Annotated in this window: 14 protein-coding genes, 1 tRNA gene and 1 pseudogene; 9 read left to right on the top strand and 7 right to left on the bottom strand. The window is 71.0% G+C overall.

Features of this window, described 5'->3' with window-relative positions; translation table 11 throughout:
* The first annotated feature begins 2 nt into the window (after window positions 1-2).
* Both IPL89_10725 and IPL89_10720 read left to right on the top strand, forming a co-directional pair.
* Window positions 3-530 (top strand): ATP-binding protein, encoded by a 528-nt coding sequence (locus IPL89_10725; protein ID MBK9063652.1) that lies wholly within the window; start codon window positions 3-5, stop codon window positions 528-530.
* A 36-nt stretch (window positions 531-566) separates the two neighbouring features.
* Window positions 567-1,133 (top strand): tyrosine-protein phosphatase, encoded by a 567-nt coding sequence (locus tag IPL89_10720; GenBank protein ID MBK9063651.1) that lies wholly within the window; start codon window positions 567-569, stop codon window positions 1,131-1,133.
* A 548-nt stretch (window positions 1,134-1,681) separates the two neighbouring features.
* Here the strand turns inward: IPL89_10720 and IPL89_10715 are convergent.
* Window positions 1,682-2,845 carry a glycosyltransferase family 2 protein gene (locus IPL89_10715; protein MBK9063650.1) on the bottom strand — a complete coding sequence of 388 codons (1,164 nt, stop codon included), beginning with the start codon at window positions 2,843-2,845 and terminating at the stop codon, window positions 1,682-1,684.
* 112 nt (window positions 2,846-2,957) lie between these two features.
* Between IPL89_10715 and IPL89_10710 the strand changes: the two genes are divergently transcribed.
* From IPL89_10710 to IPL89_10690, 5 genes and pseudogenes are all read left to right on the top strand, one after another.
* Window positions 2,958-3,716, top strand: coding sequence for a menaquinone biosynthesis protein (locus IPL89_10710; protein ID MBK9063649.1), 759 nt, complete (start codon window positions 2,958-2,960; stop codon window positions 3,714-3,716).
* A 112-nt stretch (window positions 3,717-3,828) separates the two neighbouring features.
* Window positions 3,829-4,908 (top strand): dehypoxanthine futalosine cyclase, encoded by a 1,080-nt coding sequence (mqnC, locus tag IPL89_10705; protein MBK9063648.1) that lies wholly within the window; start codon window positions 3,829-3,831, stop codon window positions 4,906-4,908.
* Between the two features lie 18 nt (window positions 4,909-4,926).
* A complete protein-coding gene (locus tag IPL89_10700; GenBank protein MBK9063647.1) occupies window positions 4,927-7,179 on the top strand; it encodes a protein kinase in 2,253 nt (750 codons plus the stop codon).
* Window positions 7,176-7,799, top strand: a pseudogene (locus IPL89_10695) (serine/threonine protein kinase). Before IPL89_10700 ends, IPL89_10695 begins: the two are co-directional and overlap by 4 nt.
* A gap of 214 nt (window positions 7,800-8,013) precedes the next feature.
* A complete protein-coding gene (locus IPL89_10690; GenBank protein MBK9063646.1) occupies window positions 8,014-9,354 on the top strand; it encodes a tetratricopeptide repeat protein in 1,341 nt (446 codons plus the stop codon).
* Window positions 9,355-9,651: 297 nt separating this feature from the next.
* On the opposite strand, the gene IPL89_10685 is transcribed toward IPL89_10690, so the two are convergent.
* Window positions 9,652-9,909: a hypothetical protein gene (locus IPL89_10685; protein ID MBK9063645.1), complete on the bottom strand. Its 258-nt coding sequence runs from the start codon at window positions 9,907-9,909 to the stop codon at window positions 9,652-9,654.
* Between the two features lie 56 nt (window positions 9,910-9,965).
* Window positions 9,966-11,516 carry an L-glutamate gamma-semialdehyde dehydrogenase gene (locus IPL89_10680; protein ID MBK9063644.1) on the bottom strand — a complete coding sequence of 517 codons (1,551 nt, stop codon included), beginning with the start codon at window positions 11,514-11,516 and terminating at the stop codon, window positions 9,966-9,968.
* 44 nt (window positions 11,517-11,560) lie between these two features.
* Here IPL89_10680 and IPL89_10675 point away from each other — a divergent pair, with 44 nt between their 5' ends.
* A complete protein-coding gene (locus IPL89_10675) occupies window positions 11,561-11,869 on the top strand; it encodes a rhodanese-like domain-containing protein (protein MBK9063643.1) in 309 nt (102 codons plus the stop codon).
* An 81-nt stretch (window positions 11,870-11,950) separates the two neighbouring features.
* Window positions 11,951-12,421 (top strand): hypothetical protein, encoded by a 471-nt coding sequence (locus IPL89_10670; GenBank protein MBK9063642.1) that lies wholly within the window; start codon window positions 11,951-11,953, stop codon window positions 12,419-12,421.
* A 16-nt stretch (window positions 12,422-12,437) separates the two neighbouring features.
* On the opposite strand, the gene IPL89_10665 is transcribed toward IPL89_10670, so the two are convergent.
* The 4 genes from IPL89_10665 to IPL89_10650 form a co-directional block, all read right to left on the bottom strand.
* Window positions 12,438-12,511 (bottom strand) — tRNA-Gln (locus IPL89_10665).
* Window positions 12,512-12,568: 57 nt separating this feature from the next.
* Window positions 12,569-12,961, bottom strand: a complete 393-nt coding sequence (vanZ, locus tag IPL89_10660) for a VanZ family protein (protein MBK9063641.1) — start codon at window positions 12,959-12,961, stop codon at window positions 12,569-12,571.
* Entirely contained in the window at window positions 12,958-14,667 is a 1,710-nt protein-coding gene (locus IPL89_10655; protein MBK9063640.1) for a glutamine--tRNA ligase/YqeY domain fusion protein, read from the bottom strand. The genes vanZ and IPL89_10655 overlap by 4 nt, the downstream gene beginning before the upstream one ends.
* Before the next feature lie 8 nt (window positions 14,668-14,675).
* Window positions 14,676-15,609: glutamate--tRNA ligase (locus tag IPL89_10650; protein MBK9063639.1), on the bottom strand; the 934-nt coding region annotated here is incomplete at its 5' end.

The raw sequence follows: 15,609 nt of genomic DNA, 5'->3' as shown, positions 1-15,609 counted from the left end.
CGATGCGCCGCGTCGTCCTGACCGGGGGCGAGTGCACGGGCAAGACGACGCTCGCGCGGGCGCTCGCCGCGCGGTGGCGGACGACGTGGGCGGCCGAGGCCGCGCGCGAGGTGGCGCTCGCCCGCGACGGCGTCCTCGGCCCGGAGGACGTGCCCGTGATCGCGCGGATGCACGTGCGGCTCGCGGACGCGGCGGAGCGCGCGGCGGGGGAGGCGGGCCCGCCCATCGTTTTCTTCGACCAGGACCTCTTCTCGACGGCCGTCTACGCGCGGCACTACTACGGGGATTGCCCGCACTGGATCGAGCGCCTGGCCGCCGAGCGCCGCGGCGATCTCTATCTCCTCTGCGCGCCGGACCTGCCGTGGGAGTCCGACGGCGTGCGCGACCGCCCGGCGGCGCGCGAGGAGATCCACGCGCTCTTCGCGGCCGCTCTCTCCGCGGCCGGCGCGCGTATCGCGCACGTGACGGGACTCGGGGCTGCGCGCGAGGCGGGCGCCGCCGCGGCCGTCACGGATCTCGCCCCATCCTGAAAGGCGAGGCTGCACGCCGGGTATATTGGGCATTCGATGTCTCTCCTGGCCCTCCTCTGCGCCTCCGCTCTCGCGCTCCCCGGCGGCGAACCCGCCATGCGCGAGGTGCTTCCGGGCGTGTGGAACTTCGCGGTCGTGTCGCCGGTTCTCTCGCGGGGCGCGCAGCCCACGCGCGAGGGCTTCGAGCAGCTGCGCGAGCGCGGGATCCGGACGATCGTCGACCTCAGGTGGCTGCACGGCAACGAGAAGGCGCTCGCGGGGCTCGGTCTGAATTCCTACCGGCTGCGCGCCAAGCAGTGGCACCCGGAGACCGAGGACGTCGTGCGCGCGATGAAGGTGATCCTCACGCCGGAGTACCAGCCCGTCTTCATCCACTGCCAGGCCGGGAAGGACCGCACGGGCCTCGTCGTCGCCGTCTACCGGATCCTCGTGGACGGGTGGAGCGTGGAGGACGCGATCGCCGAGCGGAAGATGTTCGGCGCCGCGGATTTCTGGGAGGACAGCAAGACGTACTTGAGGCGACTCGAGAGCCCGGAGGCGAGGCGGAAACTCATGGTGGCCATCGAGTCCGCGCCCGTGCCCCCCGTCGTCCGCGTGCCGTAGGCCGCGGCGTTTGACCCTGCCCCCCCCGGACGTACTCTTCTCCCCCCGCCCCGGGCCCCCCCCCCCCCCCCCCCCCCCCCCCCCCCCCCCCCCCCCCCCCCCCCCCCCCCCCCCCCCCCCCCCCCCCCCCCCCCCGCCCCCCCCCCCCCCCCCCCCCCCCCCCCCCCCCCCCCCCCCCGCCCCCCCCCCCCCCCCCCCCCCCCCCCCCCCCCCCGCCCCCCCCCCCCCCCCCCCCCCGGGCCGGGCCCCCCCCCCCCCCCCGGCGCCGGCGCCCGGGCCCCCCCCCCCCCCCCCCCCGCCCCCCCCCCCGCCCCGCCCGCCGCCCGCCCGCCCCCCCCCCCCCCCCCCCCGCCGGCCCCCCCCCCGCCCCCCCCCCCCCCCCCCCCCCCCCCCCCCCCCCCCCCGCGGGGGCCCCCCCGGCCGCCCCCAGCCGCGGCGCCCCCCGCGCGGGGGCAGGCCGCCCCCGCCCCCCCCCCCCCCCCCCCCCCCCCCCCCCGCGCCCCCCCCCCGCCCCGCCCCGCCGTTCCGGGGGGACCCGCCCCCCGCGCCTAGCAGCGCTTGACGCCGAGGAGCGAGAGCAGGAACGATCCGAAGACGCCCTCGGCGCCGAGCACGAGGAAGAGGACGCCCGGGATCATCCAGCGCATCGTCGTGCCGTACGCGAGGTCGTGGAAGCCCGCGGCGCTCCACGCCGACACGACGTGGCCCACGAGGCCCGCGCCGGCGAGGAGCGCGAGGACCGACACGGCGAGGCCCGTCTCGAGCGTGATCCACCGGTCGAACAGGGACTCGAGGAAGGGATCCTTCGGGAGGAGGCCCTCGGTGATGCCGAAGATCTTCGCGCAGGCGCCGAAGAACACGGCCTGCGCCCCGACGAGGATCATCGCGGCGCCCCCGAGGATCGAGTGGACGTCCCAAGTCGCGCCGAATGCGACACGCGGCCCCGGCAGCAGCCAGAGAATCAGCGCCGCGCCGCCGAGCGCGAGAAGCAGACCCGGCACGAGGAAGAGCCAGCGCGGCGAGTACAGAAGCAGGAAGCGCAGGTGGCGCCAGCCGTCCCGCCAGGTGTCGAGGTGCGGCGGGCGCGACCGGCCGTCCTTGCGGAGCGTGACGGGAATCTCGCGGATCGTGAGGCCGAAGAGAGCCGCCTTGACGACCATCTCGCTCGCGTACTCCATGCCGGTCGTCCGGAGATCGAGTGTCTCGAGCGCGGCGCGGCGGAAGCCCCGCAGGCCGCAGTGGAAGTCCGAAACCGGCGTCCGGAAGAAGAGGCGCCCGAGGCCGGAGAGGACCGGGTTGCCGAGCCAGCGGTGGAGCGGCGGCATGGCGCCGTCCTCGATGTGCCCGGCGAAGCGCGAGCCCATGACGAGGTCCGCGCCCGCCTCGAGAGCCTTCACGAAGTCCGGCACGGCGCCGAAGTCGTAGGAAAGATCGGCGTCGCCCATCACGACGTACGTTCCGCGCGCGGCCGCGAACCCGCCCGCGAGCGCCGCGCCGTAGCCTCGCCCCGGCACGTCCACGACGCGCGCGCCGGCCGCCCCGGCGAGCGCCTGCGACCCGTCCGTCGAGCCGTTGTCGGCGACGAGCACTTCGCCCTCGAGGCCGCTCTTCGCGAGCGCGGCACGCGCCTCCGCGACGCAGCGCGCGACCGTCTCGGCCTCGTTCAGGCACGGCATCACCACGGAAACGAGGAGCTCTCCGGCGGGCGGCATGGCCGATTGTCGCCGAGTCCGCCCCGGAACCGGCGGCGTAGTGTATTTTTGAGGAGGGCCATGACGACCACGTTTCCGGGTTTCCCTCGTCGACTACGTCAACGCCTGGCCGCTGACCTGGGGATTCCTGCGGGGCGCCGTCGAGGGCGCGGACCGGATCACGGACGTCCCGTCGGCCTGCGCGGACCGTCTCGCGCGCGGCGAGGTGGACGCCGGCCTCGTCCCGTCGATCGAGGCCGCGCGCATCCCGGGCGTCCGCATCGTGCGCGGCGTCGGGATCGCGTCGAAGGAGCGCGTCCGGAGCGTCATCCTCGCGAGCCGGCGCCCGCTCGAGCAGGCGAAGACGGTCGCGCTCGACCTCTCGTCGCGCTCCTCGGCGGCGATGGCGCGCGTGCTCTTCAAGGATCTCCTCGGGACGGCGCCCGAGTTCCACACGGCCGCGCCCGACCTCGCCGAGATGCTCGCGCACCACGACGCGGCGCTCCTCCTCGGCGACCCCGCGCTGAAGGCCGACCTTGCGGGTCTCCACGTCCTCGACCTCGCGGAGGGCTGGCGGCGGCTCACGGGCCTGCCGTTCGTCTTCGCGGTCTGGGCGGTGCGGCCCGCGATCCCGCCCGAGCCGTTCCTGTGGTCGCGCGAGTACGCGAAGACCCACCTCGACGAGATCGTCGCGGCTGCCGTGACGCGCACCGGGCTCCCCGCCGGGGAGCTCCGGGCCTACGTCGACGGCAACCTGCACCACGACCTCTCGGCAGACGACGAGAAGGGACTTCGCGAGTTCTACCGCCGCGCGCACGCGCACGGCCTCCTCCCTTCGCCGGACGCGCCGCCGTTCGTGGGCGTGCCGCTCGTCCCGCTGAGGGAGAGCTGAGTTGTCCGCCACCCTCGACGTTCCGGCCGTCCTTCCGAACGCCGCGGCGCCGGGCCTCGGCGGCTCTCCGCGCGTCCGCGAGGTCCTCGCGCGCGCCGGCGCGGGCGGGCGCCTGTCGCGGGAAGACGGCCTCGTGCTCTTCCGCGAGGCGACGCTGCTCGAGGCGGGCGGCGCGGCCGACGCCGTGCGCCGCCGCCTCCACCCGCCGGGCCGCGTCACGTACCAGGTGGACCGGAACATCAACTACACGAACGTCTGCATCTACCGCTGCGCGTTCTGCGCGTTCTATCGACCGGCGGGGGACGCAGAGGGTTACGTCCTCTCCTTCGAGGAGATCGGGAAGAAAGTCGAGGAGACGATCGCCCTCGGCGGCACGGGCATCCTCCTGCAGGGCGGCGTCCATGCGGAGCTGCCGTTCTCGTTCTACGAGGACCTGCTTTCGTTTCTCCGGGAGAGACATCCGCGCGTTCACCGGCACGCGTTCTCGGCGCCCGAGATCCACTTCCTCGCGAAGAAAGAGAAGACGGGGGTCGCCGACGTGCTCGCGCGCCTCCAGAAGGCGGGCATGCAGTCGCTTCCGGGCGGCGGCGCCGAGATCCTCGAGGACGAGGTGCGTAAACGCATCTGGGCGCTCACGAAGGCTCCGACGGAGAAGTGGGCGGAGGTTCACCGCGCCGCGCACCGCCTCGGGATGCCGACGACCGCGACGATGATGTTCGGGGTCGGCGAGACCCACGAGCAGCGCCTCCACCACCTCGACGTCGTGCGCAGAACGCAGGACGGGTCCCTCGCCGAGGGCGGCGAGAGCTTCACGGCGTTCATCCCCTGGACGTTCCAGGAGGAGAATACCGCCCTCGACGGCAAGGTCGAGACGGCGGGCGGCGCGGACTACCTCCGGACGCTCGCGATCGCGCGGCTCTATCTCGACAACGTTCCGCACGTGCAGGGCTCGTGGCTCACGCAGGGCGCGAAGATCGGCAGCGTCGCCGCTGCGTTCGGCGCGGACGACCTCGGCTCGATCATGATCGAGGAGAACGTCGTCGCGGCCGCCGGCTCGCACAACCGGATGGCGGGCGAAGGCGCCATGCGCGCCCTCATCGAGGGCTCGGGCTTCACGCCGGTCAAGCGCGGCTCGGTCTACGAGCGCTGCCGAGACGCCTGCTGCCGGGAGCTGCCCGATCTGCGGTCATAATCCCCCGGCACAAACTCCATGACACTGTCCCCGGGTTCCCGTCTCGGCCCGTACGAGATCCTCGCGCCGCTCGGGAAGGGCGGGATGGGGGAGGTCTGGCGGGCGCGGGACCCGAGACTCGCGAGAGACGTCGCGATCAAGGTTCTGCCGGAAGAGTTCTTTGAAGGTGAAGAGAGGAGGCAGCGGTTCGAGAGGGAGGCGCGACTGCTCGCAGCGCTCAATCATCCCGGAATCGCCGCCATCTATTCATTCGAAGAAATCCCCTCTTTCTCTTCCTCCTCTTCGCGCCACCTTCTCGTGATGGAGCTCGTCGAAGGCGACGACCTCGCGAGGAAGATCTCTTCGGGCCCTCTTCCTCTCGAGGAGATCCGTTCCTACGCGCGGCAGATCGCCGAGGCGCTCGCGGCGGCGCACGAGAAGGGGATCGTCCACCGCGACCTCAAGCCCGCGAACGTGAGGCTCACGTCCGGCGGGCGCGTGAAGCTCCTCGACTTCGGCCTCGCGAAGAGGACCGACGAGCCGAAGGTTGGAAGCGAGGACGCGACCGCGACGGCCGCGCTGTCGGAGGCGGGCGCCGTGATGGGGACGGTCCCGTACATGTCGCCCGAACAGGTCTCGGGCCGTCCGCTCGACGCGAGGACGGACCTCTTCTCGCTTGGAATCGTCCTCTACGAAATGGCGTCGGGGCGGCGGCCGTTTGCGGGAGGCTCCTCGGCCGAGCTCGCGTCGGCGATCCTGCGCGACACGCCGCCGCCCGTCGGCCGGGTCCGCGCCGACATGCCGGAGGATCTCGCCGCGCTCATCGGCCGCTGTCTCGAGAAGGACCCGCGGGACCGTGTGCCGAGCGCCCGGGACGTACTCGCGGCCCTCGACGCGCCGCGGCGCGCCGAGCCGGCGCCCGTCTCGATCGCGGTGCTGCCGTTCTCCGACATGAGCGCCTCGAAGGACCAGGAGTACCTCTGCGAGGGGATGGCCGAGGAGATCATGAACGCGCTCGTGGGGGCCGGGATCCGCGTGGCCGCGCGCACGTCATCCTTTCGTGCCGGGCGGCAGGGAGAGGACATTCCCGCGATCGTGCGCGCCCTCAACGTAGGCCACGTCCTCGAAGGCAGCGTCCGCACGGCGGGCGCGCGGATGCGCGTCACGGCACGCCTGACCGATGCCGCGTCCGGCTTCCAGGTCTGGTCGCAGACGTTCGACCGGGACGCTGCGGACATCTTCGCGGTGCAGGACGAGATCGCCGCCGGCGTCGTCGACGCGGTTCGCAGCCGGCTCACCCCTGGACAGACCGCACCGCAGCCGAGATCCCAGTTGAAGAACCTCGAGGCGTACCAGCATTACCTGATGGGCCGCCACCTTCGCTTCACGAAGAACGACCACGGCAGCGCCCTCCTCAGCCTCGAGCGGGCCGTCGCTCTCGACCCGTCGCACGGCCCCTCGTGGGTCGGGCTGGCCGACATCCACGTCCTCGCGGCGGCATACGGGCTGCGACCTTCGGTGGAGGCGAACGCGCAGGCCAAGGCCGAGCTCGCAACCGCGGAGCGTCTGCAGGGCGAGACCGGTGACGCCCGCTACGTCGAAGGGATGATCGCGTTCTGCGAAAGACGATGGGCGGATGCGGATCGCGCGATGGCCCGAGCGCTGCAGATCGAGCCCGGCAACGTCCAGGCGCATTGCTGGAGCGCGATGCTGCATTCGTTCCGGGGGCGAGTGGAGGAAGCGATCGCGGCTCTGGACCGGGCCCGGGAGATCGATCCGCTCGCGCCGTACCCCTACGCGATGACCGGATTCTGCCTTCTGAACCTCCGGCGGGCGGCCGATGCCGGGAGACTTGCCGACCAGGCGCTGGCGTTCGACGAGGACAACCTCCTGGCGCTCTGGGTCTCGGGGGCGGCGGAAGTCTCCATGGGGCAGTTCGATCGGGCCGTTTCACGTCTCGAGCGCGCGGCAGCGCGCGCCCGCGCGAATCCGTTCACTCAGGGCACGCTCGGGTGGGCGCTCGCGGCGGCCGGCCGGACTGGCGAAGCGCGCAGCGTGCTCGAAGCCCTGCGCGCCGGGGCCGTGCCGGGGGCCACGGTTCTCTCGGAGGCGTGGCTCCTCGCGGCCCTGGACGACACGGACTCTGCCTTCGAGGCGCTCCGGCGGGCGTGCGACGAGAAGCAGCTGCTCGTCCCGTTCACCGGGATGCCGGGCCTCGACCCGTTGCGCGCCGACACGCGCTTCGCGGCGTTCGTCGAGAGGCTCGGGCTCCCTGCGGCGGCGGCCCAATGACACTCGCCGCGGGCGCTCGCCTCGGCCCGTACGAGGTCCGCCCCCTCGGGAAGGGCGGGATGGGGGAGGTCTACCGGGCCGGGACCCGAGACCGCGGGACTGCGATCAAGGTCTGCCGGAAGAGTTCTTTGAAGGTGAAGAGAGGAGGCGCGGTTCGAGAGAGGCCTGCTGCAGCGCTCAATCATCCCGGAATTGCCGCCATCTACTCATTCGAAGAAATCCCCTCTTCCTCCTCCTCTCTCTCTTCGCGCCACGTTCTCGTGATGGAGCTCGTCGAAGGCGACGACCTGGCAGGAAGAATCGCATCGGGCCCTCTTCCACTCGAAGAATCTCTGTCGTATGCGAAGCAGATCGCCGAGGCGCTCGCGGCGGCGCACGGGAAGGGGATCGTCCACCGGGACCTCAAGCCCGCGAACATCCTCGTGACGCCGGACGGGCTGAAGCTCCTGGACTTCGGCCTCGCGAAGAAGCCGCCGGGCCCTGGGCGCGAGGATCCCCCGGTCGCCTCGGGGGACGGTCCCTACATGTCGCCCGAGCAGGCCCTGGCCGGTGGACGCCGACACGTGTGGGCGTTCGGCTGCGTCCTCTCGAGATGCTCACGGGGCGCCGCGCCTTCGACGGGGAGACCGCCTCCGACACTCTCGCCGCGATCCTCAGGGGAGAGGCGGACTTTTCGCGCCTGCCGGCCGGAACGCCGCCACGCGTGGTTTCTCTCCTTCGAAGGACCCTCGAGAAGGACCCGCGGCGGCTCCCGGCATTTCCGGGCGCGGGCGGACCTCGCGGCGGCGCGGCTCCCGCCCGGCGCTCTCTCGGTCGCCCCTCCCGTTCGTCAACATGAGCGCCGATCCCGAGAACGAGTTCTTTGCCGACGGCATCACGGAGGACGTGATCGCGCACCTCGCGAAGATCCGGACCCTGCGCGTCACGTCGCGCACGTCGGTCATGGCGTTCAAGAAGCACCAGCAGAGCCTGCGCGAGGTCGGCGCGGCGCTCGGCGTCGGCATGCTCGTCGAGGGAAGCGTCCGCCGCTCGAAGAACCGCGTGCGCATCGTCGCGCAGCTCGTCGACCCGCGCACGGACCAGCATCTCTGGGCCGAGACGTACGACCGCGACCTCGACGACATCTTCGCGATCCAGACCGACGTGGCGCTACACATCGCCGCGGCGCTCCGCGCCGAGCTCACCCTCGACGAGCGCGCGCGGATCGGCCAGCGGCCGACGCGCGACCTCGAGGCCTACCAGCTCTACCTGCAGGGGCGGCACCACTTCCAGGAGTTCACCAGGGCGGGGTCCGCCCGGGCCCTCGCACTCTTCGAGCAGGCGGTCGCTCGCGACCCCCTGTTCGCGCTGGCCTATGCCGGGATCGCACAGACGAACGTCGAGGGCGTCATCGGTGGAATCAGCGGCGTCGTGCCCGTGGAGGCGTTCGCCCGCGCGCAGCAGGCGGTGAACCGCGCGCTGGCGCTCGACGACGGTCTGGCCGAGGCGCACGGCATCGCGGGGGTGCTGCGTTTCACACGCGATTTCGACTGGGAAGGGGCGGAAGCGGAGTCCCGGCTGGCTCTCAAGCTCAGCCCGGGCAGCGCGGACATCTGTCTGCAGCTCGGCTGGCTCTGCTCGGCGCAGGGGCGCTTCGACGAGTCCCTCGCCCTGATGCGGCGGGCGCGGGAGATCGACCCGCTGGCGATCCGCAGCGACTACCCCAATGAGCTGATGCGGGCAGGCCGGACGGAGGAGGCGCTCGCCGAAGCTCAGCGCGCCCTGGCGCTGGATGCCTCCTATCCGCGTCTTCACACGGTGTTCGGATGGGCCTGCCTGACGCTCGGGAGGACCGCCGAGGGCCTCGCCGCGCTCGAGCGCGCCGTCGAGCTCTTGCCCGAAAGCACCATCTTCCGTGCGCAGCTGGGCCAGGCCTATGGCCAGACGGGTGACGTGGCGAAAGCGAGGGCCATCCTCTCCCAGCTCGAAGCCCTCGCAATTACGCAATACGTGGCCCCTTACTACCTGGCCCACGTCCACACGGGCCTCGGCGAGCGGGACGCCGCCATGGACTGCCTGGAGCGCGCGCTCGAGGACCGGTCCGGAGCCATCTACGGCATCAAGGGCTCGTACCTCTTCGCGAGCCTGCGCGACCACCCGCGGTTCCAGGCGCTGCTGAGGCGGATGAACCTCTGATCAGGCGAGGTCGAAGACGAGAAACTCTGCTTTGAGGCTGAACCCGCCCCTGGTAAGCAGAACTACAGCTTCTGCCCTTTCGCAGCCTGGCCGCGCAGCAGGGACTGAATCGGCCCTCGCCGCAGACCTTGAACGAACCGAAGTCCTTGAACCAGAGTCCGTCGGGGGCATCCGGCTCCGACTCTCTCCACGTCTTCAGCAGATACAGATCCTCGACGGTGATCTTCCGGTCACGGAGGCGGTCGAACAGATGATCGCGAAGCGCGGGTGGAAGGGCCGTCCACTGGATCTTCGGCACTAGGAACCGAAGGTCATCCGGGCGAGCTCGTCCTTGATACGCCCCTGTTCTTTGGGGTCATCGGTGCGGGCGAGTCGCTCGGCGAGGTCGAAGAACTCCTTCTTCTCGCGCTCCCGCGCATCGAGCCCGTCCTCGATCAGCTCCACGATGACTCGGCTCGCGCTCGTGTGCCGCCGACGGGCCATGGCTTCGACCCGCCGGGCGACACCCGGCGGGAGGCTGACGCTCTGGCGTTTGGACGTTCGTGAGGCGCTCATGGGTGCACGCTACACCAGTTTGCACCGGACTGCACCACTTCGTGGAGCGGCCGGCCTTACAGCAGCTTCTCCGAGATGCTCTTCGCCTGCAGGAAGAGGCCGAGGTAGTCGCGGCCGCCGGCCTTGCTGTCCGTGCCGGACATGTCGAAGCCGCCGAAGGGGTGGACGCCGACGAGAGCGCCCGTGCACTTCCTGTTGATGTAGAGGTTCCCGCAGTGGAGCCGCTTCTTCGCCTCGGCGATGCGGTGGCGGTCGCGGCCGAAGTACGAGCCCGTGAGGCCGTACTCGCTCGCGTTCGCGTACGCGATCCCCGTCTCGAAGTCCTTCGCCTCGGTGATGCCGAGGACGGGGCCGAAGATCTCCTCCTGGAAGATCCGGCTCGTCGACTTCACGTCGTAGAAGACCGTCGGCGCGACGAAGTTGCCGACGCGCCCGCTCCACGTGCCGCCCGTCCCGAGCTTCGACTCGCGCTTTCCGACCTTGATGTAGTCCGTCACGGTCTTGAGCTGGCGCTCGGACGCGACGGGACCCATGTAGTTCTTGTGATCCCGCGTGGGACCCTGCGTGAGCTTCGCCGTCTTCGCGACGACCGCGTCCACGAACCGCTTGTACAGGCGTTTGTGAACGATGGCGCGCGAGCAGGCCGAGCACTTCTGGCCCTGGAAGCCGAACGCCGAGGCGACGACCTGCGAGACCGCGAAGTCGAAGTCCGCGTCCTCGTCCACGAAGATGAAGTCCTTGCCGCCCATCTCGAGGACGACGCGCTTGATCCAGCGCTGGCCCTTCGCGACCGCGGCCGCCTTCTGGTTGATCGTGAGGCCGACCTGCTTGGACCCCGTGAACGAGATGAAGCGCGTCTGGGCATGCTCGACGAGAAGGTCGCCGACCTCGCTGCCGGGCCCGGGGAGGTAGTTGAGCGCGCCGGCGGGGACGCCGGCCTCCTCGAGGAGCGTGAAGACCCTCCACGCGATGAGCGGCGTGTCGGACGCGGGCTTGAGGATGACGGCGTTTCCGGCGACGAGCGCCGCGGTCGCCATCCCCGTGAGGATCGCGTTCGGGAAGTTCCACGGCGGGATCACGGCGCCCGCGCCGAGCGGGACGTAGAGCGTCTCCGGAAACTCGCCGGGGTAGGGCGTGACGGGAATCTCTCCGCCCCAGCGCAGCATCTCCCGCGCGTAGAACTCCAGGAAGTCGATCGCCTCGGCGGTCTCGACGTCGGCCTCGGGCCAGGACTTGCCGATCTCGAGGACCATCGTGGCGGAGAAGTCGTGCTTCTTCGCCCGCATGCGGGCGGCCGCGCGCAGGAGGACGGACGCGCGCTCGCGCGCCGGGAGCTCGGCCCACGACTTCTGCGCCTTGACGGCCGCCTCGACCGCCTTGAGGGCGATCCTGCGGTCGGCGAGGTGGTGGCGGGAGAGCACCTCCGAGCGGTCGGAGGGGTTCGTGTTCTCGAGGAGACGGCCGGTCTTGAGCCGCCGTCCGCCCACGACGACGGGGATCTCGGCGCCCTTCTGGCGGTCCACTCGGTTGAGGGCCGCTTCGAACGCGGAGCGCTCCTCGGCGCGGCTGAAGTCGGTGAAGGGTTCGTTACGGAATTCTTCAAGCATGGGAGGGGGATTCTATCGTTACACTCCGGGAGGAGGGAGACCGCATGACGGTGGAGGAGTTGAAGAGGAAGCTGGATGCGGGAGAAGCGGTCTGCGTTCTCGACGTGCGCGAGGCGCGCGAGCTCGCGGTCGCCCGCTATCCCTTTGCGGTGCTGCACATTCCGATGAGCCAGGTGCCGGCGCGGCTGGACGAGATTCCGAAGGACAGGACGGTCGTGTGCGCGTGCCGCAGCGGAAGCCGCAGCGCGCACATCGCGGCGTTCCTCAAGTCCCACGGCCGCGACGCCGTGAACCTCGACGGCGGCATCCTCGCGTGGTCGGCGCGCCTCGACCCTTCAATTTCGCAATACTGACGGGTCGCGCGGGGCGGCCGCCGTCACGTTTGATTTGTGTCCATCACCATGACAAAGTTGCTCATCGGGGAGGTTCACCTCATGGATAAGAACGTCGCGAAAATTCGCGGCTTCGTCACGGACTTGCTCAAGAAGAACAAGAATCTCACGGAGCGCGAAGTGAAGGCCGCAATCGGCCGCGCCTTCAAACTGAATCCGAAGACGATCAGCGCCGGCGTCATCCGCGACGTCCGCAAGAAGCTCGGCATCGACCGGCCGGGAGCGATCGCGTTCGCGAAGGCCCTGCTGGACAAGAACCCCGTCCTCGAGGCCAAGAAGGTCATCGAGGAGGTCGGCACGCGCTTTGGAGTCCGCCTGGGCGCTCCGGACGTCTCGCGTCTGCGTCCCGCTGGCTCGCGCCGGCGCCGCGGCGGTCCGAGGCCGGACCGCGTGGCGATGCGGAGGACCGCGGCGCGCGGCGGCCGGAAGGCCGGCGCGATCTCGGTGACGTATCAGGGCAACGGCCACCCGGAGGACCTCGCGGCCTTCTTCCGGGCGCTCGCAGGAGACTGAAAAGGGATTCTTAGAATGGCTGGGGGGCAGGGATTTGAACCCCGATAGCCAGATCCAGAGTCTGGAGTCCTACCGTTGGACGACCCCCCAGCGAGGCGGGCGGCGGATTATGAGGGGGCGGCGCGCCGCGGTCAAACGGTGCGCCGCTCACGCCTCGCGTTCGAGCCCCGACGTTCGGAGAATCCACCCTCCCGCCACGACCGCGAGGCCGACGCCTGCCACGTCCGCGACGACGTCGCCGATCTCGACGCTTCGCCCGGGCGTGGAGGACTGGTGGATCTCGTCCGAGCTGCCCCACAGGGCCGCTCCGAGGAGGAGAAAGACCGCGGTCTTCGCGAGTCCCCAGCCCTCGCCGAAGCGCGCCGCCCGCACCGCGAGGATGCCCGTCAGGAAGAAGTAAGCCGCGTGCACGAACTTGTCTCCGCCGGCGAAGGGCAGGAGACGCGGGAAAGACGACGGCGGCCGGTCCGAGAGCCAGTACTCGAAGGCGAGGAGGAGGACGACCGGCGCCCACAGGAGGAGCCGGCTCCGCGTTCTCATCCCGCTCCGGCGGCTTTCTTCTCGATCTTTCCCCACGAGTCGCGCAGCGACACCGATCGGTTGAAGACGAGACGGCCCGGGGCGCTGTCCGGGTCCACGACGAAATAGCCCGTGCGCTCGAGCTGGAACGCCGTGCCTGCGGGCAGCGCCGCGAGCGCGGGCTCGACGCGCGCGCCGCTCCGCACGACGAGCGAGTCCGGACTGAGGTTCGCGAGGAAGTCCTGGCCTTCCGGCGCGTCATCGGGATTCGGCACGGCAAAGAGGCGGTCGTAGAGCCGCGCCTCGGCCGGGAGGGACTCGGCGGCGGAGACCCAGTGGATCGTCCCCTTGACCTTCCGCCCCGGCGCCTCGCCGCCCTTCGTCGCGGCGTCGTACGTCGCGCGGATCTCCGTGATCGTTCCCGCGGCGTCCTTGACGACCTCCGTGCAGCGGATCACGTACGCCCAGCGCAGCCGGACTTCCGTGCCGGGCGAAAGGCGGTGGTACTTCGGCGGCGGAACCTCGCGGAAGTCGTCGCGGTCGATGTAGAGCGTCCCGGAGAACGGCACGGCGCGCGTCCCCTGCGACGCGTCCTCGGGGTTGTTCACGGCGTCGAGCGTCTCGACCTTCCCCTCGGGCCAGTTCACGAGGACGACCTTCACGGGGTCGAGGACGCCCATGAAGCGCGGGGCGCGTTTGTTGAGGTCCTCGCGCAGGCAGTGCTCGAGAAGCTCCACCTCGACGACGCTGTTGCGCTTGGCGAGGCCGATGCGGTCGCAGAACTCGCGGATGGCCTCGGGCGTGTACCCGCGGCGGCGGAACCCCGCGAGCGTGGGCATGCGCGGGTCGTCCCAGCCCGTGACGTGCTTGCCGGTCACGAGGTGCAGGAGCTTGCGCTTGGAGAGCAGCGTGTACGTGACGTTCAGCCGCGCGAACTCGATCTGGCGCGGCCGCTCGGGCAGGTCCAGGGCCTCGAGGCACCAGTCGTAAAGCGGCCGGTGGTCCTCGAACTCGAGCGTGCAGAGCGAGTGCGTGATGCGCTCGATCCAGTCCGAGATCGCGTGGGCGTAGTCGTACATCGGGTAGAGGTGCCACGCGTCGCCCGTGCGGTGGTGGACCGTCTTGCGGATCCGGTAGAGCGCCGGGTCGCGCAGGTTGATGTTCGGCGCGGCCATGTCGATCTTCGCGCGCAGCGTGCGCGCGCCGTCGGGGAACTCGCCCGCGCGCATCCGGCGGAAGAGGTCGAGGTTCTCGGCGGGCGAACGGTCGCGGTACGGGCTGTTCGTGCCGGGCTCCGTCAGCGTCCCGCGCGTCGTGCGGACCTCGTCGGCCGTGAGGTCGCACACGAACGCCTTGCCCTTGCCGATGAGCGTCTCGGCGAATTCGTAGAGCTTCTCGAAGTAGTCGGACGCGTAGAAGAGGCGGTCCTCCCAGTCGAACCCGAGCCACTTCACGTCCGCCTGGATCGAGTCGACGTACTCGACCTCTTCCTTGAGCGGGTTCGTGTCGTCGAAGCGGAGGTTGCAGGTCCCGCCGTACTCCTTCGCGATCCCGAAGTTCAGGCAGATCGACTTCGCGTGGCCGATGTGGAGGTACCCGTTCGGCTCGGGCGGGAACCGGGTGGCCACGCGCCCGCCGTGCTTGCCGGAGGCGCCGTCCGCGTCGACGATCTCGCGGATGAAGTCCTTGCCGGGAACGGGGGGCGCGGGAGTCTTCGTGTCGTCCATGGAATTCCTCAGTTCGGGGCCGCCGGCGCGGCGATGCGGTCGGCGAACGCGAGGATCCTCCGGCGGGTCGTGTCCCGGCCGAGGACCTCGATCATCTCGAAGAGCGGCGGAGACGCGAGGGAGCCCGTGATCGCGAGGCGCGCGGGCTGCGCGATCTGGCCGAGCCCGAGGCTCGTCTCGGCGGCGAGCGCGCGGGCGGCCTCCTCCATGGCGGCGTGGGTGAACGGCTCGACGGCGTCGAGGCGCGCCGCGAGCGCGCGGAGGACGGGAGCGAGCTCGGGCTTGCCGAACTTCTTCAGGCCCGCCGGGTCGAAAGTGGAGGGATCGTCGCCGTAGACGGTGAGCCCCTGAGCGAGCTCGACCAGCGTCTTCACCCGCGGCCGCAGGAGGGCGATTCCCTTCGCGAGCGTCTCGGGATCCCGCGCCGGGAGGCCGAACGGCGCGAGGAGCGCGAGGAGGCGCGCGGCGGGCGTCTCCTGGATGTATTGCCCGTTCATCCACTGGAGCTTCTCGTGGTCGAAGCGCGAGGGCGACGGGCCGATGCGCTCGAGCGCGAAGAGGGCCGTCATCTCGGCGAGCGTCATCCGCTCGCGGTCCTCGCCGGGCGACCAGCCGAGGAGCGCGAGGAAGTTCACGAGCGCCTCGGGCAGGAAGCCCTGGTCCCGGAACTCCTCGACGCCCGCCGCACCGTGGCGCTTGCTCAGCTTCTTGCCGTCGGCGCCGAGGATCATCCCGAGGTGCGCGAAGACGGGGCAGGGCGCGCCGAGCGCGCGGAAGAGCGCGACGTGCTTCGGGGCGTTCGGGAGGTGGTCGACGCCGCGCACGACGTGCGTGATGCCCATCGCGACGTCGTCGACGCAGACCGTGAAGTGGTAGAGCGGGTGGCCGTCCGAGCGCACGAGGACGAAGTCGTCGAGCGCGCCCGCGGGAAACTCCGAGCGG

It is taken from the genome of Acidobacteriota bacterium (assembly GCA_016716715.1).
Lineage (GTDB): Bacteria > Acidobacteriota > Thermoanaerobaculia > UBA5066 > UBA5066 > Fen-183.
Note: the sequence above shows the minus strand (reverse complement) of the source record. Positions and strands in the feature narration are given on the sequence as shown.